The organism is Bdellovibrio sp. HCB-110 (assembly GCF_047323225.1).
Lineage (GTDB): Bacteria > Bdellovibrionota > Bdellovibrionia > Bdellovibrionales > Bdellovibrionaceae > Bdellovibrio.
This window is the reverse complement of the sequence record NZ_CP178750.1, coordinates 3,972,661-3,995,441: the sequence shown is the minus strand read 5'-3', so window position 1 is coordinate 3,995,441 and position 22,781 is coordinate 3,972,661. Positions and strand designations below refer to the sequence as shown.

20 protein-coding genes are annotated in these 22,781 nt (G+C 44.5%); 10 read left to right on the top strand and 10 right to left on the bottom strand.

What is annotated here, in order from left to right; all coding sequences use genetic code 11:
- Positions 1 to 76 precede the first annotated feature (76 nt).
- The 6 genes from ACL934_RS19095 to ACL934_RS19070 all read right to left on the bottom strand — a co-directional run bounded on the left by ACL934_RS19095 (position 77) and on the right by ACL934_RS19070 (position 10,262).
- Entirely contained in the window at positions 77 to 1,795 is a 1,719-nt protein-coding gene (locus tag ACL934_RS19095; RefSeq protein ID WP_374076249.1) for an ABC transporter ATP-binding protein, read from the bottom strand.
- A gap of 3 nt (positions 1,796 to 1,798) precedes the next feature.
- Positions 1,799 to 4,717 carry an excinuclease ABC subunit UvrA gene (gene uvrA, locus ACL934_RS19090; protein WP_413612807.1) on the bottom strand — a complete coding sequence of 973 codons (2,919 nt, stop codon included), beginning with the start codon at positions 4,715 to 4,717 and terminating at the stop codon, positions 1,799 to 1,801.
- A 20-nt stretch (positions 4,718 to 4,737) separates the two neighbouring features.
- Positions 4,738 to 7,416, bottom strand: coding sequence for a penicillin-binding protein 1A (locus ACL934_RS19085; RefSeq protein WP_374076242.1), 2,679 nt, complete (start codon positions 7,414 to 7,416; stop codon positions 4,738 to 4,740).
- 88 nt (positions 7,417 to 7,504) lie between these two features.
- The gene (locus ACL934_RS19080; RefSeq protein WP_374076240.1) at positions 7,505 to 8,953 is read right to left on the bottom strand and encodes a hypothetical protein; all 1,449 of its coding nucleotides are present in this window, start codon (positions 8,951 to 8,953) and stop codon (positions 7,505 to 7,507) included.
- Positions 8,954 to 9,092: 139 nt separating this feature from the next.
- Complete coding sequence (gene mscL / locus ACL934_RS19075) at positions 9,093 to 9,527, bottom strand: large conductance mechanosensitive channel protein MscL (protein WP_374076239.1); 435 nt, start codon at positions 9,525 to 9,527, stop codon at positions 9,093 to 9,095.
- A 21-nt stretch (positions 9,528 to 9,548) separates the two neighbouring features.
- Positions 9,549 to 10,262, bottom strand: a complete 714-nt coding sequence (locus tag ACL934_RS19070) for a DUF481 domain-containing protein (RefSeq protein WP_374076237.1) — start codon at positions 10,260 to 10,262, stop codon at positions 9,549 to 9,551.
- Between the two features lie 118 nt (positions 10,263 to 10,380).
- Here ACL934_RS19070 and ACL934_RS19065 point away from each other — a divergent pair, with 118 nt between their 5' ends.
- The 7 genes from ACL934_RS19065 (at position 10,381) to ACL934_RS19035 (ending at position 16,118) form a co-directional block, all read left to right on the top strand.
- Positions 10,381 to 10,635 carry a hypothetical protein gene (locus tag ACL934_RS19065; RefSeq protein WP_374076235.1) on the top strand — a complete coding sequence of 85 codons (255 nt, stop codon included), beginning with the start codon at positions 10,381 to 10,383 and terminating at the stop codon, positions 10,633 to 10,635.
- A gap of 53 nt (positions 10,636 to 10,688) precedes the next feature.
- Complete coding sequence (ftsE, locus tag ACL934_RS19060) at positions 10,689 to 11,351, top strand: cell division ATP-binding protein FtsE (protein ID WP_374076234.1); 663 nt, start codon at positions 10,689 to 10,691, stop codon at positions 11,349 to 11,351.
- Positions 11,348 to 12,244, top strand: a complete 897-nt coding sequence (locus ACL934_RS19055; RefSeq protein WP_374076232.1) for a cell division protein FtsX — start codon at positions 11,348 to 11,350, stop codon at positions 12,242 to 12,244. Before ftsE ends, ACL934_RS19055 begins: the two co-directional genes overlap by 4 nt.
- Before the next feature lie 4 nt (positions 12,245 to 12,248).
- Entirely contained in the window at positions 12,249 to 13,364 is a 1,116-nt protein-coding gene (locus tag ACL934_RS19050; protein WP_374076230.1) for a murein hydrolase activator EnvC family protein, read from the top strand.
- A 4-nt stretch (positions 13,365 to 13,368) separates the two neighbouring features.
- Positions 13,369 to 14,748, top strand: coding sequence for a S41 family peptidase (locus ACL934_RS19045; protein WP_374076228.1), 1,380 nt, complete (start codon positions 13,369 to 13,371; stop codon positions 14,746 to 14,748).
- Between the two features lie 73 nt (positions 14,749 to 14,821).
- Positions 14,822 to 15,388, top strand: coding sequence for a hypothetical protein (locus tag ACL934_RS19040; protein WP_374076226.1), 567 nt, complete (start codon positions 14,822 to 14,824; stop codon positions 15,386 to 15,388).
- Positions 15,389 to 15,464: 76 nt separating this feature from the next.
- Positions 15,465 to 16,118 (top strand): transposase, encoded by a 654-nt coding sequence (locus ACL934_RS19035; RefSeq protein WP_374076224.1) that lies wholly within the window; start codon positions 15,465 to 15,467, stop codon positions 16,116 to 16,118.
- Between the two features lie 11 nt (positions 16,119 to 16,129).
- On the opposite strand, the gene ACL934_RS19030 is transcribed toward ACL934_RS19035, so the two are convergent.
- The 4 genes from ACL934_RS19030 to tig form a co-directional block, all read right to left on the bottom strand.
- Positions 16,130 to 16,498 (bottom strand): hypothetical protein, encoded by a 369-nt coding sequence (locus ACL934_RS19030; protein ID WP_413612806.1) that lies wholly within the window; start codon positions 16,496 to 16,498, stop codon positions 16,130 to 16,132.
- Positions 16,499 to 16,533: 35 nt separating this feature from the next.
- Positions 16,534 to 17,061 carry a hypothetical protein gene (locus tag ACL934_RS19025; protein WP_374076220.1) on the bottom strand — a complete coding sequence of 176 codons (528 nt, stop codon included), beginning with the start codon at positions 17,059 to 17,061 and terminating at the stop codon, positions 16,534 to 16,536.
- A gap of 204 nt (positions 17,062 to 17,265) precedes the next feature.
- The gene (locus ACL934_RS19020; protein ID WP_374076218.1) at positions 17,266 to 18,114 is read right to left on the bottom strand and encodes a hypothetical protein; all 849 of its coding nucleotides are present in this window, start codon (positions 18,112 to 18,114) and stop codon (positions 17,266 to 17,268) included.
- Between the two features lie 170 nt (positions 18,115 to 18,284).
- On the bottom strand, positions 18,285 to 19,598 hold the full coding sequence (tig, locus tag ACL934_RS19015; RefSeq protein ID WP_413612805.1) for a trigger factor: 1,314 nt from the start codon (positions 19,596 to 19,598) through the stop codon (positions 18,285 to 18,287).
- Positions 19,599 to 19,712: 114 nt separating this feature from the next.
- On the opposite strand from tig, the gene ACL934_RS19010 reads away from it, so the two are divergent.
- From ACL934_RS19010 to ACL934_RS19000, 3 genes are read left to right on the top strand one after another with little or no spacing between them, the layout of a single operon-like run.
- On the top strand, positions 19,713 to 20,582 hold the full coding sequence (locus ACL934_RS19010; protein WP_374076213.1) for an ArsA family ATPase: 870 nt from the start codon (positions 19,713 to 19,715) through the stop codon (positions 20,580 to 20,582).
- Positions 20,579 to 21,658, top strand: a complete 1,080-nt coding sequence (locus ACL934_RS19005) for an ArsA family ATPase (protein WP_374076211.1) — start codon at positions 20,579 to 20,581, stop codon at positions 21,656 to 21,658. Before ACL934_RS19010 ends, ACL934_RS19005 begins: the two co-directional genes overlap by 4 nt.
- Positions 21,655 to 22,776 (top strand): tetratricopeptide repeat protein, encoded by a 1,122-nt coding sequence (locus ACL934_RS19000; protein ID WP_413612804.1) that lies wholly within the window; start codon positions 21,655 to 21,657, stop codon positions 22,774 to 22,776. Before ACL934_RS19005 ends, ACL934_RS19000 begins: the two co-directional genes overlap by 4 nt.
- The last annotated feature ends 5 nt before the right edge of the window (positions 22,777 to 22,781 follow it).

The window sequence follows — 22,781 nt, the reverse complement described above, 5'->3', positions numbered from 1 at the left end:
TAAAAAGCGTGCAAACCTAGACCAAGGCCTTGTACGCAAGTCTCAGAATGAGATGATTTAGCTCTGAAATTAGTTTTTATGTGTGCTGAAGGCTGTGGAAACGGAAGTACTCACCTTGCTGATTGAGCAATTTTTGGTGACTTCCAACTTCAGCAATCTGTCCATTTTTTAGCACAACGATCTTATCGGCCTTTTGGATTGTCGAAAGTCTGTGCGCAATCACCAAAGCTGTACGGCCTTCCATAAGATGATCAATGCCTTTTTGAACTTCTATTTCGCTCGCCGTATCCAAAGCACTCGTCGCCTCATCAAGGATCAAGAGAGGAGCATCTTTGAACATTGCACGAGCAATGCTGATGCGCTGTTTTTCACCACCAGAGAGAAGATTGCCGCGATCGCCTACACGGCTTTGATAGTTCTGAGGCATCTTCATAATGAAATCATGAGCATTGGCCAATTTAGCCATGGCCATCACATCCGCGCGGTCTCTGTTATAGTCCCCGGCCCAGATGTTCTTTTCAATCGTATCACTGAAAAGGAAAACATCTTGAGTCACAAGAGCAACATTGCGACGAAGCTCTTTCAGGTTGATATCAAGAATGTTGACGTCATCAATCAGGATTTCCCCTGAAGTGGCATCAAAGAATCTTTCAAGCAGATTTACGATGGTGGATTTACCACTACCACTGGCGCCAACCAAGGCGACAACTTCGCCACGATTGATTTCTAGATTCACATTTTTAAGAATCATGTCTTTGCCATAAGAAAAGCTGACGTTCTTATAAGTGATCTTTTTCCAATCTTTAGGGAAAGGTTTGTTCTTAGGGCTTTGTGGAACTTCCGAAGGATCTTCAATGATCGAGAAGATACGTTGGACAGAGATGGTCACCTCTTGAATACGAACGTAAGCCTCTTGAACTCTTTTGATGGGTTGGTTGATCATCAAAAGGGACGTTAAAAATCCAATGAACGTTCCTGGAGTCGAACGACCGGCGGCCACTTCAAAACTTGTGTACAGTAAAACGCACAAGACGATGAAAGTCGCAATAAACTCAGTTGCTGGTCCCGCAGCTTCTTGGCGCTTGTAAACAGTCTTGCGAATCGCGAGATACTTATCAGAATCCTTGATAAGACGGTCCGCCATGTCTTTTTCAAGATTGAAGGACTGAATAATACGAACGCCATCAAGACTTTCTTTGATCGTCGAAGTCATATACTCAAGGGCGTCGCGCTCTTGGGGAATGTACTTACGCATGCTGCGCGAAATAGATTTTAGAATAGCCGCAATAAATGGAACCGCAATCATGGTTCCTAAAGTCAGTTTCCAGTCGATATAAAAAAGATTTCCCAGCAATCCAATAAGTAAAAGAGGATGGAGGAAAATGTCGGCAACGACACGAAGTCCATCTTGAATGATTCTGATGTCATTCAAAATGCGGCTGATAAGTCCGCCGGAGCCTGCATGATAGTTGTTGTGGAAAGAAAGACTCAAACTCATAAACTTCTGCTGCAGTTTTTGACGAATGCTTTGCACGACACATTCGGCAACGTAGTTCATAAGATAAATATGGTAGTACCTGCTCACTGCTGTGATAAGAGCTAGCAGCAGAGCCAACGGGATAAGACGCAAGATGCGTTGGTGATCGGAAGACGAAAGAGCATCGAAAAGATGTTTAGTCAGGAAGGCGATTCCCGATGTAGCTAATGCGTAAGCAATCCCGGTGATGGCGACAATGATGATCGTTTTTCTAAAGGGTTTGAGTTCCGCGATGAGCTTTTTGATTTCAACTTGCATTCTTTATTTCCGATTTGGCGAACCTGTGTGGCTCTCAATGTAGCGTTTCAAGTACTGTCCCGTAAGGCTCTTTTTGGCCTTCATGATGTCTTCTGGGGAGCCCTGCGCTACGATGTTTCCGCCTTTTTTACCTGCTTCTGGGCCGAGGTCAATAACATAATCAGATCCGCGAATCACATCGAGATTGTGTTCCACAACCACAACGCTTCCGCCAGTCTCAATAAGCTTATTAAGGACCTTCATTAGCAAATCGACCTCGCGGAAATGCAGTCCCGTCGTGGGTTCATCAAGAATATACAAAGTCGACTTTTGTTGGACCTGAGAGAGCTCTTTGGCGATTTTAAGGCGTTGAGACTCACCACCGCTCAAAGAGTTTGCTGGTTGACCCAGCTGTAAGTAATCAAGACCGACTTCTTTAAGAACACTCAGAGGCTTGCGGATGTTCGGATGAGCTACGAAAAAATTCATGGCTTCATTGACCGTCATCGACAGAATTTCGTGAATATTTTTATTTTTATACTGAATCTCAAGGATCTCAGGACGGTATTTTTTTCCATCGCAGACGTCACAAGGGATAACCACGTTATCCATGAACATCATGTCGATTTCTTCATAGCCGGTCCCTTTACAAGCAGGGCAACGTCCTCCATCGACATTCAAGCTGAATGTGCCAGGAGTGTAGCCGCGCACCTGGGCTTCTTGAGTTGTCGCCATGATCGAGCGAATGGCATCAAAAGCCTTAAGATAAGTGATCGGAGAACTTCTTGCTGATTTTCCAATCGGAGACTGATCAATCAAGAGTACGTTCTTAATATGCTCAACACCATCAAGGCCTGCATAATCTTGTGCCGGAAGATACTCTAAATCTAAAGCGCGGGCCAAAGCAGGATAAAGAGTTTTTGTGATCAAGGTGGATTTACCAGAACCACTCACACCCGTAACAGAAACCAAACGATTGAGCGGAATAGTCACATCCAAATTTTTGAGATTATGACCTTTGGCCCCTTTAAGTTCCAATTTCACTTTATAAGTTTCCACATCCACGGGGCGAATTACGCGCAAGGGAGCAGAATTTTTCGAAACGAGATAAGGAACCGTGTTTGATTTTTCGTAGTCGTAAAACTCTTCGGTAGTTCCGGCGTAAACGACTTCTCCACCGAGATATCCAGAACCCGGGCCCATTTCAATAATGTGCTCACTGGCTTTGATCACGTCGTGATCATGCTCAACGATAACTAGGGTGTTACCAAGTTCTTTAAGATCTTTAAGAATAGAAATAAGTCGGTCATTGTCGCGAGGATGTAAACCCACGGTAGGCTCATCCAAAACATAAAGAGCTTGCGAAAGTCCCATGCCCAACTGATTTGCCAAAATCAAACGTTGGTATTCGCCACCAGATAAAGTTCTGGTTTCACGGCTTAAAGAAAGATAGTGGACTCCGACACGCATTAAAAACTCAAGACGCGAACGGATCTGTTTTAAAACTTCGCCAGCAACTTCTTGCTGGTGAGGTGTCACTTCCAGTTTTTGGAAAAACTGATGAAGCTCTTCGATCGTAATAGAAGATAGCTCGCTGATATTAGAACTTGCCACCAAAACGTGATTGGCTTCATTGCGCAAACGCGCGCCTTTGCACGTTGGACATAAGAAAGGACTGCGGAAGCGAGAAATGAAAACGCGCACGTGCATTTTGTATTTGATTTGATCCAAATACTCAAACAGCCCTCGAACTCCAAAGAATTCCTTGTTGCCATTCCAAATCACGTCACGGTGTTCTTTAGGAAGATCTTTCCACGGAGTGTGCGTATCAATTTTCGCTTTCTTACAATACGTAAGAAGTTGTTTTTTCTCGTGAGCCGCACTTGGCATCCAAAAAGGACTGAGAGCCCCTTGCGCCAAACTCATATTGGGATTTGGAATTACTTTTTCTTCGTCGATGTCCAACGTGTTCCCGAAACCTTTGCAGGTTGGGCAGGCACCAATAGGAGAGTTAAAACTAAAAAGTCTCGAACTGAGTGGCGGTGGAGTATAACCGCACACAGGACAAGAAGCTTCTTCACTGACTTGAAGACGTTGACCTTCTGTTGTCAGGATTGTCGCTCTTCTTGTCACGAGAGTTGTATTATATTTGATGCTCGCTTCATATGCTTGAGTCAAAGAGTCGGCAATACGTCCGCGCTCATCCTCATTAAAGCTCATACGATCTATCACAAGATAGAAAGTTTCTTTCGGAAGACCTTTTTTAATGGCAGCAGCATCACCGATCTCAATGACAGTGCCCATTTCTTCTTGAGTCAAACCACCAGGATTTGTAGGGACGACCTCGGGAGTTTCTTTTTTAGAAGCTTTTTTCCCGGCCGTTTTTTTCGTGGCTTTGCTTGCAGGCTTTGCTTCAGAAGCTTTAGGTAAATAAATACGAAGATAACCGTCTTGCAAAAGCAACGAGTGAAGTTTCTTTCCTTGAGCGACACGACCCTCTTCGGTGATCTCGACAAGGATATAACCACGTTTACCAGTAAAGCTTTTAATAACTTTGTCCGTGGCCTCCGTCACACTCTCTTTTTCAGTAGGGCAGTGATGGGTAGGACAATAAGACTTTCCGATTTTTTCATAGAGCAAACGAAGATAGTCGATAATTTCGGTGGTCGTTCCCACAGTCGAGCGAGAACTCTTCACCGTATTTTTTTGCTCGATAGAAATTGCCGGAGGAATATTGTTAATACCCTCGATATCCGGCTTTGGTGCTTTATTTAAAAACTGACGAGCATAGTTGGACATGCTCTCAATGAAACGGCGCTGGCCTTCGGCAAAAAGAGTCTCGAAGGCAAGCGATGACTTTCCTGAACCACTGGGTCCGCAAATAACCGTCATAGAGCCAACGGGAATTTTGACCTCAATGTTTTTTAGATTGTTTTGTTTCACCCCCCAGAGGTGAATATCTTTCATTCAGAGAGATCCTGTTTGTAAAAGTCTGTGGCTTCTTCTGCTTTATTTGAAGAGGCTGTGGGTTCTGTTCCTTCAACAAAGGCCTGACGAATAATTTTCTTCGTCGATGCCGAAGCGAGTTTTCCAGTATCGGCATCGATATTAGCAAACACGATTCCTTCCGGCACTGGGAAAGTCATCTGAGGCAGTCCGTCGTGAGCCGCTTTCATGTAATCGACCCAGATAGGTAACGCCGCACGTCCACCAACCTCGCCTTTACCAATGCTCTTCTCTTTGTCAAATCCCACCCAAACGCCTGTCGCGATCTGTGGGCTGTAGCCGATAAACCACGCGTCAAAGTAGTTGTTTGTAGAACCTGTTTTACCAGCGACTTCGCGACCGACAGCGCGGGCACGTCCTCCAGTTCCTCCAGCATCTTCAACAACACCTTTAAGGAGAGTTGTCATCACATATGCCGTTGTTGGACGGATGAGCTGATCGCCATCTTGGAAGAAAATATTTTCGTCTAATTTCGCGTGCTTCGGATCTTTCTTTTTAAGTTCTTCAAGTTTTGCCGGATCATTGACGATTTCAAGATAAGCCTTGCGGCGTTGTTCAAAGTCATCAGAGATCGTTTTAATTTCTTTTTCAAAACGAGTGTCCAAAGAAACATTTTGAATAAGAACTTTTCCATTTGCATCTTCCACTTTGTGGATAAGCAAAGGAGAAATGCGTCTTCCCAAACGGCCAAACTCAGCAAAGGCCTTAGTCATTTCATACAAAGTCACGCTGCTGGAACCTAACGCCAAAGTGAAATCCGGATTCAGAGGAGAGTAAATTCCCAAGCGTCGAGCATAGTCCGTCGCCCAAGGAACTCCCACGTCTTCAATGATTTTCACTGTGGGAATATTCAAAGATTTAACAAGAGCGTTGCGGAAGAGAATGTCTCCACCAAAACTCTTAGAGTGATTCGATGGCTTCCAAACTTTAGGATCGCCCTGTCCTTCAGAATCATCGGCGGCACCACCTTCTTCAAAAACGATAGGAGCATCCATGATCGGAGTTGCCGGAGTGTATCCCTTATCCAAAGCCGATGCATACACAATGGCTTTAAATGCGGAACCTGTTTGGCGAGGCGCTTGAATCGCACGATTGAATTCACTCTTAATGAAATTCGATCCACCCACCATGGCTACGATATCTTGTGAGCCTTGGTCGAAAGAAATCAAAGCACCTTCAACTTGAGGTTCTTGATCCAACTCAAGAGCCAAAAATTTATTGAAATCAGGAAGAGCTTGAGTCGGAGCTTTCTTTTTCGTCGAATTGGCCAAGCGACTTGAAGCAAATTTATCGCCGACAACTTTGACAAGAATCACATCACCCTTTTTGAGAGCTTCGGAAGGTTTTTTGATGGCGGCTAAATCGAAACGAGCTTCCGTGTCGGGTTTACGTGCCCACGTCATCGTTTCCATATCAATAAGCCCCTGAGTTTCAGGAAGGGTGATATAAACCAATCCCGAATCATCATCGACATTCGCTACCACACCTTGAACAGTGTCATTGATCTTGATGTAAGGAGGAAGAAGCGGGTGCTCTTTGGCATCTTTTGCATTTTTAGTAGGAACGATGTCTGCAAATTTTCCCTCAGGAAGGATTGTTCTTTCCGGAGTGAAATCAGAGATCAATTTCTTCTGATTTTCTTTCAAGAACTCTTCAATATCGTCTGCATCAGAAAGATTTTTTAAAGGGCCACGATATCCCTGGCGTTTATCCAATGATTTAAGACCGGCAAGCACGGACTCTTGTGCTGCCATCTGTTTATCAAGATCAAGGCTAGTATAGATACGAAGACCTTTATCAAGAACCATGTCTTCACCAAGTTGCGCCACCAAAAGCTGACGAACTGTTTCTAGGAAGAAAGGAGCATACTCTTCATAGTTTTCACGAACATAAACTTTAACCGGCTCTTTAATTGCGGCTTCCGCTTCGTCTTTCGTGATGTAACCAACATCCGCCATACGACGAAGAACGTAAATCTGTCTTTCTTTCGCTCTGAGAGGATTGCGAACAGGACTGTAACCGCTCGGAGCTTGTGGAAGACCCGCAAGAATTGCCATCTCTGGCAACGTCAACTTATTCACTGTCTTACGATAATAAACTTGGGCGGCTTGCTCGATTCCATGAGCCCCTTGCCCGAAATAAATTTGATTGAGGTAAAGATACAAGATGTCTTCTTTGCTCAAGTTTTTTTCCATCTCAAGAGCCAGAAGCATATCGCGAAGTTTACGAGTCAGAGTTTTTTCAGAAGACAGCAACAAGGTTTTTGCCACCTGCTGAGTGATCGTCGATCCCCCTTGGACAGATCTTCCGGCACGCAAGTTTGCAAGGGCCGCACGGAAAATGGCCTGTGGATTGATACCTTTATGTTCAAAGAATTGATCGTCTTCGGCAGCCAGGAAGGCATTCACTAAATTCTTAGGAATCTTGTCGTAAGCAACCAGAGTTCGTCTTTCACGAAGAAACTCACCGATGCGTTTGCCATGACGATCAAACACTTGGCTAACAAGGAGAGGTTCGTAATCTTTGACGGTGATTAATTGTGGAAGACTAGATTGGACGGATTTAACAATCAGATACGCACTGAGAATTCCAATAAGACCAAGAGCGACAATAAACAGTAAGATCTTCTTTAACACTGGCGGGGGCTCCTTTAATAAGCCCCCATTCTAACAGTGTGATTGGGTAGGGTCTACTATCTATACTAGGCCTTAGGCTGGTTTGACCTTACTTCGTTCCAAGAGATTTTTGAGCATTCTTCGCAGCTGTTTCTACATCACCAGCGCAGCTTGAAGGAAGTCCGTACTTAGCGCGTTCGATGATGCTGATTTGAGCTTCGATTTCACCCGATGCATCGCCCGGAGTGTACTCAGAACTTTTTGATTTAGGAGCTGGACCTAAGGTCATCAATGATTGGTTGGCGCGATTCAATGCCGCCGTCAAGCTGGCTTGTTTTGCGGCCAACGTCTTCAAGTTCTCTTGCAGTTTTGTATAGGCTGCTTGCATTTGAGTTTGAGAACGAGTTCCCAAGTCAATCACGCTTTGAAGAGCGTCGTTTTTCTTCTTAACAGTCGCTTGCTTCATTTCTTCAAGCTGATTGTTAGCCAAAGTTAAGCTGTTTTGAATCTCGTCCAATGAAGATTGAGCATCGCGGATTTGTTTGTCCAAGTCTTCTTGTTTTTGACGAGTTTGTTCATTCAAAGCAATACGTTGTTGATTGAAGTCGTTCATGCAAGTGTTATAGAAATCAATCATTTCTTGCTTCTTCTTCTTAGCTTGAGAGATATGATTTGAGCTAGAGACCGCCGAATTTGAGAATGTTTTTTCGTATTCAGCCTTCATTTTTGCAAGGTCAGCCACACACTTACGTTTACCTGCGCTCTCAGACATCAAGTTTAAAGAGCGGGCTTTATCGCGTTGAAGTTGAGTCAATTGACCGCGCAAGCTCAAAATGTCTGAACCCTTTTTGCGCATAGCTTCTTTAGCTTGGTTTTGGCTGTTGTTGAACTCAGCAATACGCTCGCGCTCTTCTTGATCAAGCTCGACTTCTTTCTTTTTATAATCCTCTTGAGCCTTGGTTAAAGTCTCTTGGATTTTTTGCATCTCTTTATTGTAGTCGTCTTGAAGATTGGCTTTGTCGTCGTTCAACTCAGCCAATTCCTTTTCAGTGTCTTTGATTTCTTTTTGAATACGCTCTTTCTCAGCAAAGTAATCGCGACCATTCATTTGAGGACATGCAGAAGAAAGTCCGGCCGTGCTTCCAGCTGGAACACCAAGAACTGTAGCAAAGGCACCTACTGTATCAAAAGATTCTGATCCAGATTCGTCAGCACAACTGCGGGCTTTAGAAACGCAATTAGAGCTTCCTGACATACCGGCTTTTCTACAAGCTTCACCGATTTTACGAGAGGCTTCGTCGATTTTATCTGTGGCAGCTTTGCAGAGTGACTGCTCTTTTTCTTTGGCTGCGGCAGCGTCTCTAGCTAATAGAATCGCAGCAGTATTAGCATCTGCCGCAGGAGCAGCGGCTGGTGTTTGAGTCGTCGTTGTTGTAGTAGCCGGCGCTGTTGCCTGAGCCGCGAAAGCACCTGAGTGAGGAAGTAGTGCCGCGCTAGCTAGGATGTTGATAAAGATTTTGACAACTGTTCTGTCTGTTTTGCCTGAAATCTTATTCATTTGAGTTCCTCCCCGATGAAAATAGATGATGCAATAGCAGTACCAATTATCGGCAGGTGCGCTCAAAAGGTTTACGTATCAAAATGAGAAAAAGCCCGAGAGGTTCTCCCGGGCTTCAAAAAGTTCTGTCAATTTTTAATTAAACAGCTTGGGCGCTTCCGCAATGAGAGCACTTACGAGCTTTCAAAGGAATAGTTGAAAGACACTCTGGGCATTCTTTGCTGTTCGGTGGTGGTGGAGCTTCTTCTTTCTTAAATCTGTTCGCCATACGCACGATCATGAAGATTGCGAAAGCCACGATCAAAAAGTCGATGATAGCGTTCACGAACAAACCATAATTAACCGTCGCCACACCGGCTTTCTTCGCTTCTTCAAGAGTCGCGTAAGTTTCGCCATTGAGCGCGAGGAAGAGATTTGAGAAATCTACTTTTCCCAAGCCTAAGCTAATGACAGGAGTTAGAACGTCGGCAACAAAAGAAGAAACAATCTTCCCGAAAGCCGCACCGATGATGATACCCACTGCCAAGTCGAGGACATTGCCTCGCATGATAAACGCTTTAAATTCTTTAAACATAGGAAACGTCCTTTCCTGACCTTAGAATTTTGCAACAAGGTTCATTGTAGTTGTAGTTGTCGTATACTTGCCACCTGCTGGAGGCAGATTTTGGTATTGTAATAGGTAAGCGAGCTTCAAAGAGAATATCGAGTTGAGCATGATGTTCAAAGAAGCTTCCGTGTTAGCAAGGTAAGCGTCTGTTTCTGTGAAGTTTGGCAAATACTCTGCCCAGTACTTAAATGACAAAGTTTTATCCAAAGCTTTGTTAAACTCTGTGTATACGCGACCCATGTTATCGTGCTTTGTGCTTCCTGCTGTTGGAAGAGTTTTTTGGTAGCGATAACCGGCCTCGAAGAACCAGTTCATTTCATCGCTCTTAATCACATAGTATTTTAGACCGGCGTCTGTTGAGTCCCTTTGGATGTAACCATTGAAGATATCACTTTCTGCTTTTTGACCGACGTACACACCAAAATAGTCGGTAAGTTCTCTTTCGTAGCGAACTCCGACTTCCCAGTTACGAGCACTTTCAGTTCCTAGAGACGTTGTTTTCAAATAACGACCGAATGCAGTGTAAACATTTTTTTCCTGAGTGTAGACAGTTTTTGCTTTTGCATTGTAGCTTTCGGAATCGTTGTTGCCGCTTACAATAATAGCACCGGCTTCAGCTTCTCCCGTGAAAGGCTCTGCAGAGTAGGCAGACAAGGAAGACAGAATTACACAAACACCCACAACGTACTGGAACATTCTCATGATTAAATCTCCTTTGATTTACAATAAATGACTCTAGTTTCAATTGAACCTGAGTCCAAGAAAAAATTGATGAGTGCGAACACTTTTTTTGCTATTTTGTTTATGAGGTATTGCAACAATGCAAAAGGGTTTTAATTCAGACATCACCGTTCGCGGTCAGAAATATCACATTCAAACAGAAGATTGGGGTTTGCAGAATCCGTTTCTCGTGAGCCGTATTTTTTGTAACGGCGCCGTGATGAAAACAATCAAAACTCCCTACGATACGGTTTTGCGTTTAGGGTCCAATCAGACGGAAGAAGCCATCAAGCTTGCTCTGCGTCGTCAGCACTCCACGATCATTGATACTCTTATGGCGGGCGGAACGCCTTAAAACTCGACTTCGGGCGAGTATTCATCTCTCTTGGTCTTTCATAAGATAGAGAGATGATAGAATTCTCACATGTCTACAAGACTTATCCCGGCCCGGTTCATGCTTTAAAAAATGTGGATCTGCGGATCGACAAAGGCGAGTTCGTTTTTCTAACGGGACCGAGTGGCGCAGGTAAAACTACACTCTTTAAAATGATCTCTGCTTACGATGTGGCGACCTCTGGAGATGTCAAAGTAGCGGGTCACGATCTTCTTTCAATCAAGAATACTCAAATTCCTCTTTTCCGCAGAAAAATCGGCGTGGTCTTTCAAGACTTCAAGCTTCTTAAAGACCGTACTATTTTCGAAAACGTTGCTTTGCCCTTGCAAGTGCGTGGGGATAAAGCCCCCGCAATTCAACGTCGTGTTTACGAAGTCCTAGAACAAGTGGGATTGGCCCATAAACATGATCAATATCCCGATTTTATTTCTGGTGGGGAGCAACAGCGCACGGCGATTGCCCGAGCGATTGTTCATCAACCCGGTGTTTTGATTGCCGATGAGCCAACGGGAAACTTAGATCCTCGCTTGAGCGAAGAGATCATGGATCTTTTAGAGCGCGTTTGCGCCCAAGGAACCACGGTTTTTGTAGCGACTCACGATCATGAAATGGTCAAACGAAGAAACAAAAGAACGTTAGAGCTTCGCGATGGAATGATTGTGGGGGATAAGAAATGAAACGACCCCCGCAAAAAAATTGGGCTCTGAAAATTTCCACTCTTATCGTTGTCACGGCCTGTTTTGTCGTGATGGGTTCGACAGTTCTTCTTTCGCAGAACTTTAAAAATCTTCTGACTCTGTGGGGAGAAGACGTGCAAATGACCGTCTATCTTTCCCAAGATCTTTCAGATAAAGGCCGTCAAGAGATCGAAGAAAAATTGAAAGCCACCGGAAAAGTGGGCGAGATCAAACTGATCACGCAAGAAAAAGCTTTGGGCGATTTCCGTACTCAACTAGCGAGTTATGCTCCAGATATTTCCCAGGATGAAGAGCTTCTGAAGTTAATCCCTTCAAGTTTGCAGGTTCGTTTGGCGGAAGACGTAACCACCGCAGTACAAATGCAGGTTTTGGGTTCGTTGGCAGCTGAGGTCAAAGGCCTTCAAGGTGTCGATGAAGTTAGTTACGGTCAGGATTGGGTTGAAAAATATGCGGCGCTTGTCACAGCTATTGAAACCACGATGCGACTCTTAGGTCTGGTTATTCTTTTAGCCGCGTTGTTTGTAATCTCCAATGCCATCCGTGCATCCATCCAAAATCGCAAAGAAGAAATTGTGGTTCTTGAAATGATCGGAGCGACACCGTCCATGATCCGCAAACCATTTATGATGGAAGGTGCGGTTCTCGGGTTTGGTTCTTCAACATTAGCGATCCTCCTTTGTTTTGCTCTTTATTGGGGAATTAAAAATCTTCTGGTTACAAAATTAAGCTTCCTGCAATTGGGCGAACATCTTCGTTTTATCAGTCCCGTTCTTTTAGTGGTCTTTGTCATTGGTGGAACATGCTTAGGAGCGTTGGCTTCTTATCTTTGCGTACGTCGTTTGAACGATGGATATGCAGGAAGTCAGGGGTAATTTTTTGAAACTCATCCGTGTCCTTTTAGTTTTGGGGTTGTCCATGGCCGTGGGAGCAAATGCTGCCGCTCCGGCTGACGTTGACAACTTAGCCAAAGACTTTGAAGCCACGAAAAAGCGCATTGAAGATGCGGAAGTCAAACAACGCCAGATTCTATCCGCCCTTTATCAGCTCAATAAAAAAATTAAGAAGATTGTCACAGACAAAGGGGAGCTTTCACAACAAAGAGCTTTCCTGGAAGTCAATATTCGCAATCTCACGCAAAAAGTCGAAGACCTGGACCAGCGTTCAAAATCGCAAAGGGCCCTTTTAGCAGAACGCCTCAGAGCGATTTACAAACTTGGTGGCGCGTCCATGGCGCGTTTTCTTTTTTCTTCGTCCAGCTCAGCTTCGTTGGAAAGAAACTTAAAGATCATGGGGATTGTCGCTTCCCGCGATCTGGATCTTATCAAGAATTACGGCCGGGACCTTCAGGACCTGCAAAAAAAACGTAAAACTTTGGCGGCTCGTTTAGAAAGTTTGAAGGGCGTTGAAACGAAGATCGTTGCCCAAGAAAAACAGCTTCGCCGCGAACAAGATCTGAAAGGTAAGATCTTGGACGGCATTCGTAAGAACAAACTCTTTGCGATGAACAAGATCCACGGTCTTCGTGAAAAGTCTCTGCAATATAATATCGACGACGCTGGACTCTTCGATCTTCTTTTTAAACCATCCTTCGCGGATCAAAAAGGGGAGCTTCCCGTTCCACTTCCGGGTGTGGTTACACAAAAATTTGGACTTATGAAAGGGGACGAACACCCTTATACTCTTTCTCACAAGGGAATTTTTATTTCCGCGGCGAAGGGGAGTCCTATTAAGTCGATCTTTGAAGGTCGAGTATCTTATGTGGGTGAACTTCCGGGTTTTGGAACCACGTTGATTGTTGATCATGGCGATCACTACTACAGTGTTTATTCCCACGCTCAAGAAGTGAAAGTGAATACGGGGGACGAGATTACGCAATCTCAAGTCATCGCGCTTGTTGGCGAGGCTCCTCAAGAAAGCAACCCTGGATTGTATTTCGAAATTAGACATTTTTCCGAACCCTACGACCCGCAGCAGTGGATGAAAGGACTCTAACACTATGCAATCACTCAAACGCTACTGGAAAACCTACATCTTGGGAGGCATCCTTCTGGTGACTCTTTTCATCATGGCGGAATCCGGTTTTCAAGTTCGCGCTTTCGCCCAAGAACGCTATGCGGATCTGCAAAACTTCAGCAAAGTTTTAAATCTTATTCAGCAGTACTATGTTGAAGAAGTGAACACGAAGAAACTTGTATACGGAGCGATCAAAGGGATGCTTCGTGAACTTGATCCTCACACGAACTTCATGCCGCCAGAAATGTTCAAAGACTTTGAAACAGAAACAAGCGGAGAGTTCGGTGGATTGGGAATTGAGATCTCCATTCAAAACGGAGTTCTCACAATTATTTCTCCTATCGAAGATGCCCCAGCTTGGGAAGCCGGGATCAAAGCGGGTGATAAAGTTATTGCCGTCGACGGGACAAGCACAAAAGGCATGAGCCTTGTTGAGGCGTCTCAATTGATGCGTGGAAAAAAAGGCAGCAAAGTTATTTTGCGTGTCGTGCGTGATAACGAAGAAAAACCTCGCGACATCACGGTCGTTCGTGGAAGTGTAAAAATCAAGTCGGTGAAATACACGGATTTGGGTGAAGGTTTTGCTTACATCAAAATTACAAGCTTCATCGAGAACACCGCAAAAGACTTGCAAAAAACAATCGAGAAACATGAAAAAGACCACAAAGGTAAAGTGGCAGGATTGTTGATCGACTTGCGCAGAAATCCGGGCGGTCTTTTAGATCAAGCAGTGAAAGTCAGCGATATGTTCCTGAAAGAGGGAACGATCGTCAGCACCATTGGTCGTAATAAAAATGAAAAAGAAGTGGCTGTAGCGACGAAGAAAGGTCAATACACAAACTTCCCAGTTGTGATTCTTGTCAATGAGTACACGGCGAGTGCTAGTGAAATTGTCTCCGGTGCTCTTCAAGATAACAAACGTGCTTTGATTGTCGGTCAACGTACTTTCGGTAAGGGCTCTGTTCAATCTGTTATTAAACTAGGAGATGGCAGTGGCTTGAAACTCACAGTTGCAAGATACTACACACCAAGTGGTGTTTCGATCCAAGCCGAAGGTATTCATCCTGACATTGAAATCGAAGACGTAGATCCAGAGGCATTTGCAAAAGCTATTGTGAAGTCTCCGACAACTCGTGAAGGCGATATCGCAGGTCACTTAAAAGGGGATCGCGAGAAGGCCGAAGAGAAGCTTGACACAAAACAAGGTGCCGAAGAGGGGGCTCTTGCTTGGTGGAAAGATGTGGGCTCGAAAAAAGAAGAAAAGCTTTCTCCGCGCGAGCGTTTGTTTAAAGCAGATTATCAGGCATATCAGGCATTTAGCTACCTGAAGGCGTGGGACACTTTGAAGGTTTTGACGCGCTAGTTATTGCTTCTCACAAATAGAGGCCCTACTCTAGCCGCACAATAAAAGGGTGAGGCAGAGGGGGCCTTTTCTGATGTTGAAAACAGTTGTTTTGCTTCTGGCATTTTGTTCGTTAGCCCAAGCCCACACGGGATTTTCTCGCGGCAACGAACTCTCAGCGACAGCGATCCAAGGACAAGTTCGTGTTATCTGCAGCGGCTTTAATGGCTCAGGCAGCGCTATTTACTCTTGCCGTGATGTGGCTCTTGATCCTCAAGCATATGATTATTTCGTAGGTCCTCAAGACGGTCGCGCGAATAAGATTGAGCTGACAGCAGCTCATGAAGACGGTTCTTCACGTTCAAAATTAGTCGATTACGATGGCGCTCGTGGAAAAAGTCGCGAAGCTTTCAACTTGTGGATTTCCACTCTTTTCCAAAAGCCACTTTTGGAATTTGGGACAAACACAATTCGTTACAGAATTTTTTCAGGAAATAAATTGATCGAGCCTATGGGTGAAGGAACTTTCACGGCCGTCGTAAAACGCGGAGCCGCCCGCACATGTCCAGCAGCTCAGTACAACTCATCAGACATCTCAGACTGCAATTCACAATACTCCATCTGCCAAAAATACTTCGAAGAATACCACAACTGCCAATAACCAAAAGGTACGGACTTACTTTTGGTAGCGCAGTTGCGTTAGAAAGCGTGGCATTGATCTCGCAGTACCCGAGTTCATGCCTAGAAAACCTTTAATCTATACATCTGAATTTCCGTATCACGTTACTGCTCGTTCCAATAACAAGGAGTGGTTCTATCTTCCGATTTCCGAATGTTGGAGAGTCTTCACTTCGAGTTTAGTGGAGATACACCAAAGATTTGGCTTTGAAATCCATGCCTTTGTTCTGATGAGCAACCACTATCATCTTTTAGGGCAATGCTCTCAGGATCATGATCTTGGTGAGGTTATGGCGTGGTTTCAAAAATCCGTAAGCCGTCAAATCAACAAAAAAGCCGGACGAATAAATCATATATTTGGTGGCGCTTACAAAGCAAGTTTGATCAGCCACGATTATCACTATTCTCACGTGTATAAGTATATTGCACGAAATCCCGTAACCGCCGGTTTGTCAGAGACAGTGGAGAACTATCCATTCTCAAGTTTTAATAAACGAATTTCTCAAGGTTGTTTTCCTCCAATTTTGTTTTCGCTGAATTGGAGAGGATGTATACCTAAAGACGACGAAAATTATCTAGCATGGTTGAACACTAAGTTTAACGACGACCTATATTTGTTGTTAAAGAAAGAGTTGAAAAAGACAGTCTTTGAACCAAAAAAGAGAGGGTCCCGAAGGGACCCGTTCTTAACGCAGCAGCACTACCAAAAGTAAGTCCGTACCTTTTACATAACGATGATTGAGAAAGTTTTCTTTGCTGGAACTTTCTCAAGCAAGACGTGGCAACGAACGGAGACGCCATTTGTTTGTGGGACTTCGACGTAAGTTGAAGACGACTGGCTGTCGCCAAGGTCCATGGAATCAACAGGATTTTTCTGTCCTTTCTTCGTAAGAAGAAGAATCTTTTTTCCTGCAACCATTTGTGGCCACAAAGTCGCGTCGCCAACAGGGATGTAGACGCCTGAATCCCCTTGGACAACTTGGCTTGTCATATTTCCAGCGGTATCAACACAGTAGGTGCGCGTTCGCAAAGTTTCCGCTGCGAAAGAGTTTGTCCCCCAAAGTGCGATTGCTAACATGATAAGCTTTTTCATAAATGCTCCGAAGTTCCCGGTTATTTAAATTCCAATTAAAAAGTTTCGCAACGAACTGGATTGCTGTTATTGCAAACAGCTCCGTTCAAAGAAGTTTCACAAGCTTTACGAGCTCTGTATTCTGCTTCAATCAAAGTTGCGCCTTCACCTTTATAAACGTTGTTATAGGCTTTTGCTGTAACTACGCAGATGGCGCCACGAATAGTTGTTCTGCTTGATTCATCACAAACAACTTTTTTGCAGACGGCGGCATTCAAAGAGGTAGCGCAAGCCTGCAAAGCCGTTGTTTCCGCCTCAAGGCGCGTACGACCTTTGCCAAGGTAGACGTTGTTGTAAGCATCAGCGGTTACCATGCATGAGATTTCTTGGAATCTAGGGCGAGAAGAACCACCATTTTCAAGAGTAGAGATACGTTGGTGCAAATCATAAACAATGCGCTCAAGTTCAGAAACGCGATTTTCTAGATTTTGACGGCCGCCTGTGTAGCCTCCGCCACCAATGATTTCTGCTTTAGCAACCGTACAGGCCAAAAGAGTCAGGAATACCAACATCACTTTTTTCATAAGAACGTTCTCCGAAATAGTTGTTAATTTTTGTATCAGCCTCCATTGAGCAAGGACCAAGCCAGCCCTACGGAAAAGCGGCGGAGAGTGTATATAAGTGATTGAAACAACTTAAATTCAGAGGTTTTTAAATAGCAAAGGGTCCCTTATTCTAGAGGGACCCTTTGCAAAGTTCTTAGACAGAGAGGACAGCGAAGGGCGTTCCTATCGTACTCCCGGAGACGCAGCCCCCGAGCTGCTACGAGGAGTTCCTGCACCCGGAGCACCTTCAAAATCATTGATAGATTCGGAGCATGCTTGAACAGCGGCATTGATAGCTCTGATGCCATCCATAGAGCCGGAAAATTCCTCTGCGGTTTTAGCGAGTTGTTCAGAAGAGGTCGCCGTACTTAAAGACGTAAAGCTCCATGTTTTATTCCCAGTGGAAGCTTTAATATGATCTTTGAGACGATCGAGATCTTGTTCAATCACGTCATTGTGGCGCTTTTCAACTTGAGAAGACTGGTTGCCAAAAGCTTTTGCCATCGTGGCGTAGCTTCCCAAGAAGTTCATGCAGCTCTCGGCAGTCTTTGACGACATTTTATTTTTGCCGCCCTCGGCGTTGTAAGCTTTCATCAAGCGATCACAAGAGCGCTTCGTCGCAGTCACGCATTTAAGATCGTTGGAAGCAGGGCTGAGACCTGATCCGCCTGAGGCATTGCCATAACAAACCGTCGAAGCGCGCAGTTTGTTTTTATAGAAACTAGAAGTTCTAGCATACACAGAAGAGCCTGCACTGCCTTTGCTATTAAGAAGGGATTCATTCACCGTCAGAACTTCGCTATCTTCAATTTTTTCAGAGCCCCAGTTCATGTCGTACTGGCTATTTGAATTTTTAGATTTCGCCCAACGTTCCTTGTTGTTGAAACTTGTGCCCGAGTCATTGTTGGCAATTTTAGTTCCATCAAAAGTAAAACTTCCTTTGTAGTACTTTTGCAGGAGTGCAGGATTTGCCTCGAAAGCGTAAGAGGAAGAGGCCACAAGAACGAGCGCAGGAATTACCAGAAATTTCATTTTGACTCCGACTGTTTAAAGATCCCTTTAAGAGTATCTTAAGTGATTGTTTTCACAGTAGTCGAAGCGAACGCATTTAGACCAAATGCCAGGAATATGTGAGGGATTTTTATAAGAAAAGAGCGACCTTGCGGGCCGCTCTTTGGACTTATTCTTCTAAGAGAAAAAGATTAGTTCTGTTCTTCTTTCAAAGATCCAGCTGGAACTTCTTTAATTTTCACAGACTTGTTCAAGAAAGCGATCACTTTCTCTTCTGTGATCATGTAAGTAAGACGGCTAGCTTGTTCAGGGCGGCCGTAGAATTCACGGATGCGTGATTCTTCGATGTTTGTTTGTTGAGCGTACTCAGCAAATTTCGCATCAAGATCTTCTTTTTTGCAGAACAAATCATGTTTCTTCGCAATAGCATCAACTAGGAAAGAAGATTGGATCATCTCAGCCGCAGTTTTTGCGAAATCGCCATCCCATTTCTCAACGTAAGAAGCGAAATCACCTTCGCCCATGCCTTGTTCAGCCATACGCTTTTTGAAGTCTTCAACCAAAGAAGCTTTTTGTTCTTTCATCAAAGAAGGTGGAACTTCAACTGGGTTTTCTTTAACAAGAACTTTCAACAAACGGTTTTTGAAAGCGTCGTCGATACGTTTTTGTTCAGTTTGTTGAAGATCTTCTTCGATAGATTTTTTCAAAGTAGCTAGATCGCTCGGGCCACCCAAAGTTTTCAAGAATTCATCAGTCAACTCAGGCAAAACTTTGGCTTTGATTTCATTCAAAGTCACTTTGAACTCAACTGGTTTACCAGCAAGGTCTACAGAGTGGTATGGATCTGGGAATTTCAAAGAGATCGTTTTAGATTCGCCCGCTTTCATGCCAACAATGCCATCTTCGAAACCTTCGATGAATTGTTTTGCACCAAGCTCAAGGTGGTGATTTTTACCAGAACCGTTTTCAAGTGGAGCTCCACCCATGAAACCTTCGAAATCAATAACCGCGATGTCGCCCATTTTAGCAGCGCGAGCTTCAGTCACAGTTTCGAAAGTAGCGCGAGACGCGCGGATGTTCTCAAGAACTTGATCTACTTTTTTCGCGTCGAATTCGTATTTTTCTTTTTCAACTTCAAGACCTTCGTATTTCTTCAAGTTGATTTCAGGACGCACGTCAAAGTTTGCAGAGAAAGAGAAGTCTTTGTTCTCTGTTGGATCTGCAAATTCAAACTCAGGATAGCTGATCGGCTCAAGTTTGTGCTCTTCTAGAGCTTTTACGTAGTGTTGTTGGATCAAGTCTTGAACCACGTCTTGTTTTACGCGGTCGCCGTAAAGACTTTTGATTGTTGCCAAAGGAGCTTTTCCTTTACGGAATCCTTTGATTGTTACGTCTTTTTGAATGCCATTGAAGATTTTTTGAAAAGCAGTAGAAACTGCAGCAGCAGGAACTTCGACTTTCAACTTTCTGGACAGATTAGAGACTTTTTCTACATTCGATTTCATGTCTGTTTCTCCTAATATAAAACCGATGGATAGTAGAGGAAGGGCTGCCTTAAGGCAACGCTATCGCAGCGCGTAATGCCTATATTTCAGAGGTCAGCGACACTCTAAGAACTTATGAAGCAAGAGATTCACTTTGTGACCGGAAAAGGGGGAGTAGGGAAGTCGGTGATCGCCGCAGCCCTGGCCCTTAAGAAGAGTCGTGAAGGCAAAAAGGTCCTGCTAGTTGAGCTCGGAGATCAGAGCTTTTTTAAGGATTTCTTTGAGCTTCCGTCCGTCGGTTTTCAGCCCACCTCCATTCGAGAAAATCTATCTGTCGCTCTGTGGACAGGAGACGCTTGTCTTCAAGAGTACGCCCGTTATCTCATCAAGGTGGAAACTCTTGCGAAACTCTTTTTTGAAAATGCAGTGATGAAAGCCTTCATCAACGTGGCGCCAGCTTTGCCGGAACTTGCGATCTTGGGAAAAGTGACAAGCGGTCCGCGCAAACATGGCCCTCCTTTGCCATTTGACTGCATTGTGGTTGATGCATTTGCCACAGGACATTTCATTGCATTGTTAGAAGCTCCGAAGGGCATGGCACAGGCCGTTCAGTTTGGTCCGATGGGGGAACAATCGCGCAGTATTGATGCCTGCATTCGCAATGAAGATCTTTGCAAATACCACGTCGTGACTTTGCCTGAAGAACTTCCGGTGAAAGAGGCGTCGGAGTTGTTGCAACGACTGAAAGCCGAGTTTTCAATTTCTGCCGAGTTGATTTTAAATAAAATGATTCAAACGACGATTCCGGAGAAATCACTCAAAGAAGTTCAAGATGAAGATTCAGATCTTGGAAAGTTCGCAGCTTATATCGAGCATCAGTTAACTCACCAATCCGAGATGCGCGAGAAAGTGAAAAAAACCACAGAGAAAATTTTAACAGTGCCGTTGTTCTTTGAAACAAAAGCCTGGGCTCTGGTTGAAAAAATCGCGGGGGCCTTGAAGTGACGCCGAAGATTTTTGAAAATACCAAAATTCTTGTCTGTGTTGGCAGTGGTGGAGTGGGTAAAACCACAGTCGCCGCTTCCTTGGCAGTTCTTGCTGCCAAAGAGGGAAAGAAAGTTTTAGTTCTTACCATTGATCCCGCAAAGCGGTTGGCGCAAACCCTGGGAATTGAAGGCAGCAAAGACATCACCAAAGTTCCTGGTCAGAATTTCAAAGGGGAGCTTTACGCTTCCGTTATTGATCATAAAAAAACTTTTGACGATTTTGTCGCAAGAGCCGCTCAGAAAAATGAAGCCGTTCAGAAAATTTATAAAAATAAATTATACCAACAGCTCTCGACGAACCTAAGCGGTTCGCAAGAGTTTACGGCTCTTGAAAAACTTTATTCTTGTTATGAATCCAAAGAGTTTGACCTGATCATTCTGGATACGCCACCAACGAAACACGCCATTGATTTCTTGCATTCGCCGCAAAAACTTTCAGCCCTCTTTAACGAAGGTGTGGCGAAATGGTTCCGCGATCCCGAAGGAAAAAAATCAGGTTTCTTCGGTCATTTGTTACAAACGGGAACTCGCCAAGTTCTAAAAGTTTTAGAGTCCCTCACGGGTTCAAGCTTCATTCACGAGCTTGGTGATTTTTTTATGAACATCGAGCAGTGGCAGGGGCAGCTTTTAAAGCGCACCGTGGATGTGCATAGAATGCTTGTGTCACCATCGACGCATTTTTGCCTCGTGACTTCTTTTGATCAGGCCAAGCTCAAAGAGGCAGAGTATTTCTCAAAAGAGATCAAAAAGGGCGGTTACCATCTCACAACGGTGGTTTTAAATCGGGTTTTTCCTTACTGGCTAGACCTCCGTTCGGAAGGAAGGTCTCAAAAAGCGCATCAAGATCTTGTGGGCTTGTACTCGCAAATGAGGTCCTACTACAATCAAAGGGATGTTCTTTATCAGAACTTCGAGGCGAATATGAAGAAAGACGCTCGCGTGTTTCGTATTCCTGATCTCGTGAAGGATATTTCCGATCTGTCGGGTTTGGAAGAACTCAGCGGTTTGATTGTAGAAGGGGAAAAGAAAGCATGAAATTGATTTTAGCAGCTTCATTGTTTTTGCTCTCTGGTTGCGCCAGTCTTTTCGGTGATCGTTTGACTGAAGAACAACAAATACAAGTCCAAGTGCAAAGAGCCTCTGAAGAAGCGGAAATTTTAAATGCGGAAAAAGTTTTAGAGAAGGGCCGCTACGAAGAAGCCGGAATTCTCTTCCGTGATTTTCAAGGCCGTCGTTCTCAATCCATTTTCTATCAATCAGCGCGATTGGGCGAGGCGCAGTCTTTAGAAGGTTTGGGTCGTTATCAAGAAGCGGCAGATCTCTATCGTGATATTTATTTGAAAACGTTGAAGCACCAGCCCGAGATTGCCGCGTTGGCGTTGTATCGCATGTCCTTTGCCTATGAAGCATTGGGTGATGATTTGAAAACGGTGGCAGCCCTTCTAGACGCAAAAAGAATCGGTGAGCATCTTCCTGTGGAAGTCGCCCAAGCGGAAATCCCCGCGCGTCTTGCAGCGGTGTATGGTCGTCAAGGTCGCGACGCTGAAGCGATTGCCTATTTGAATGAAGCTGAAAAGGGCATCACCAAAGTGATGGCAGAAAAAGGCCCGCAAGTAAAAGCCGACTGGTTGGCAAAAACTTATGTGCAGATGGGGAGTGTTTCAACGAATCAACTCTCTGCCGATAATTTCTCGGAATTTGCGCAAGGTCAAAAATGGGTGCAAGTGTATTTGATCAAAGCGATGCGCCTTAATGATTCGACCTGGTCACCACGCGCACAGACGAAGTTGCAAGAAACTTACCGCGATCTTTATACGCAGGTTGAATCTGCCAAGACTCGCGAAGTGCAAAATCGTCTGGGCGGAGATCTTTTTGATTTGATGGATCAAGCGGATCTTTATCGACCGATAGCAGGACAAAAGATGAACTCTTATGAGCAAGCATTCTTTGTCTATCTGTCTGAAGTTAGAAAGAAAACTGAAAAACAAATTTACGGAAGCGGCGAGACAATGAGTCTCACGGAAGAGTCCCAAAAGCTTAACAGTCTAAAGCGGTCGGGCCGAGTCAAAGCGGACTCTCTCTTGCCAGAGGAGAAGAAACCCTCTATACCTCTTCCTCCCAAAGTTGTTCCTGAAGAAGATCCGAACTTGTAGGACGG

Excerpts from the sequence above, each read along its gene's own strand:
- ACL934_RS19000 (WP_413612804.1), top strand. The coding sequence starts at position 21,655 with ATGAAATTGATTTTAGCAGCTTCATTGTTTTTGCTCTCTGGTTGCGCC.
- ACL934_RS19025 (WP_374076220.1), bottom strand. The coding sequence starts at position 17,061 with ATGAAAAAAGTGATGTTGGTATTCCTGACTCTTTTGGCCTGTACGGTT.
- ACL934_RS19020 (WP_374076218.1), bottom strand. The coding sequence starts at position 18,114 with ATGAAATTTCTGGTAATTCCTGCGCTCGTTCTTGTGGCCTCTTCCTCT.
- ACL934_RS19080 (WP_374076240.1), bottom strand. The coding sequence starts at position 8,953 with ATGAATAAGATTTCAGGCAAAACAGACAGAACAGTTGTCAAAATCTTT.
- ACL934_RS19035 (WP_374076224.1), top strand. The coding sequence starts at position 15,465 with ATGCCTAGAAAACCTTTAATCTATACATCTGAATTTCCGTATCACGTT.
- ACL934_RS19070 (WP_374076237.1), bottom strand. The coding sequence starts at position 10,262 with ATGAGAATGTTCCAGTACGTTGTGGGTGTTTGTGTAATTCTGTCTTCC.
- ACL934_RS19045 (WP_374076228.1), top strand. The coding sequence starts at position 13,369 with ATGCAATCACTCAAACGCTACTGGAAAACCTACATCTTGGGAGGCATC.
- ACL934_RS19095 (WP_374076249.1), bottom strand. The coding sequence starts at position 1,795 with ATGCAAGTTGAAATCAAAAAGCTCATCGCGGAACTCAAACCCTTTAGA.
- tig (WP_413612805.1), bottom strand. The coding sequence starts at position 19,598 with ATGAAATCGAATGTAGAAAAAGTCTCTAATCTGTCCAGAAAGTTGAAA.
- ACL934_RS19010 (WP_374076213.1), top strand. The coding sequence starts at position 19,713 with ATGAAGCAAGAGATTCACTTTGTGACCGGAAAAGGGGGAGTAGGGAAG.
- ACL934_RS19065 (WP_374076235.1), top strand. The coding sequence starts at position 10,381 with ATGCAAAAGGGTTTTAATTCAGACATCACCGTTCGCGGTCAGAAATAT.
- ACL934_RS19040 (WP_374076226.1), top strand. The coding sequence starts at position 14,822 with ATGTTGAAAACAGTTGTTTTGCTTCTGGCATTTTGTTCGTTAGCCCAA.
- mscL (WP_374076239.1), bottom strand. The coding sequence starts at position 9,527 with ATGTTTAAAGAATTTAAAGCGTTTATCATGCGAGGCAATGTCCTCGAC.
- ACL934_RS19030 (WP_413612806.1), bottom strand. The coding sequence starts at position 16,498 with ATGAAAAAGCTTATCATGTTAGCAATCGCACTTTGGGGGACAAACTCT.
- ftsE (WP_374076234.1), top strand. The coding sequence starts at position 10,689 with ATGATAGAATTCTCACATGTCTACAAGACTTATCCCGGCCCGGTTCAT.
- ACL934_RS19055 (WP_374076232.1), top strand. The coding sequence starts at position 11,348 with ATGAAACGACCCCCGCAAAAAAATTGGGCTCTGAAAATTTCCACTCTT.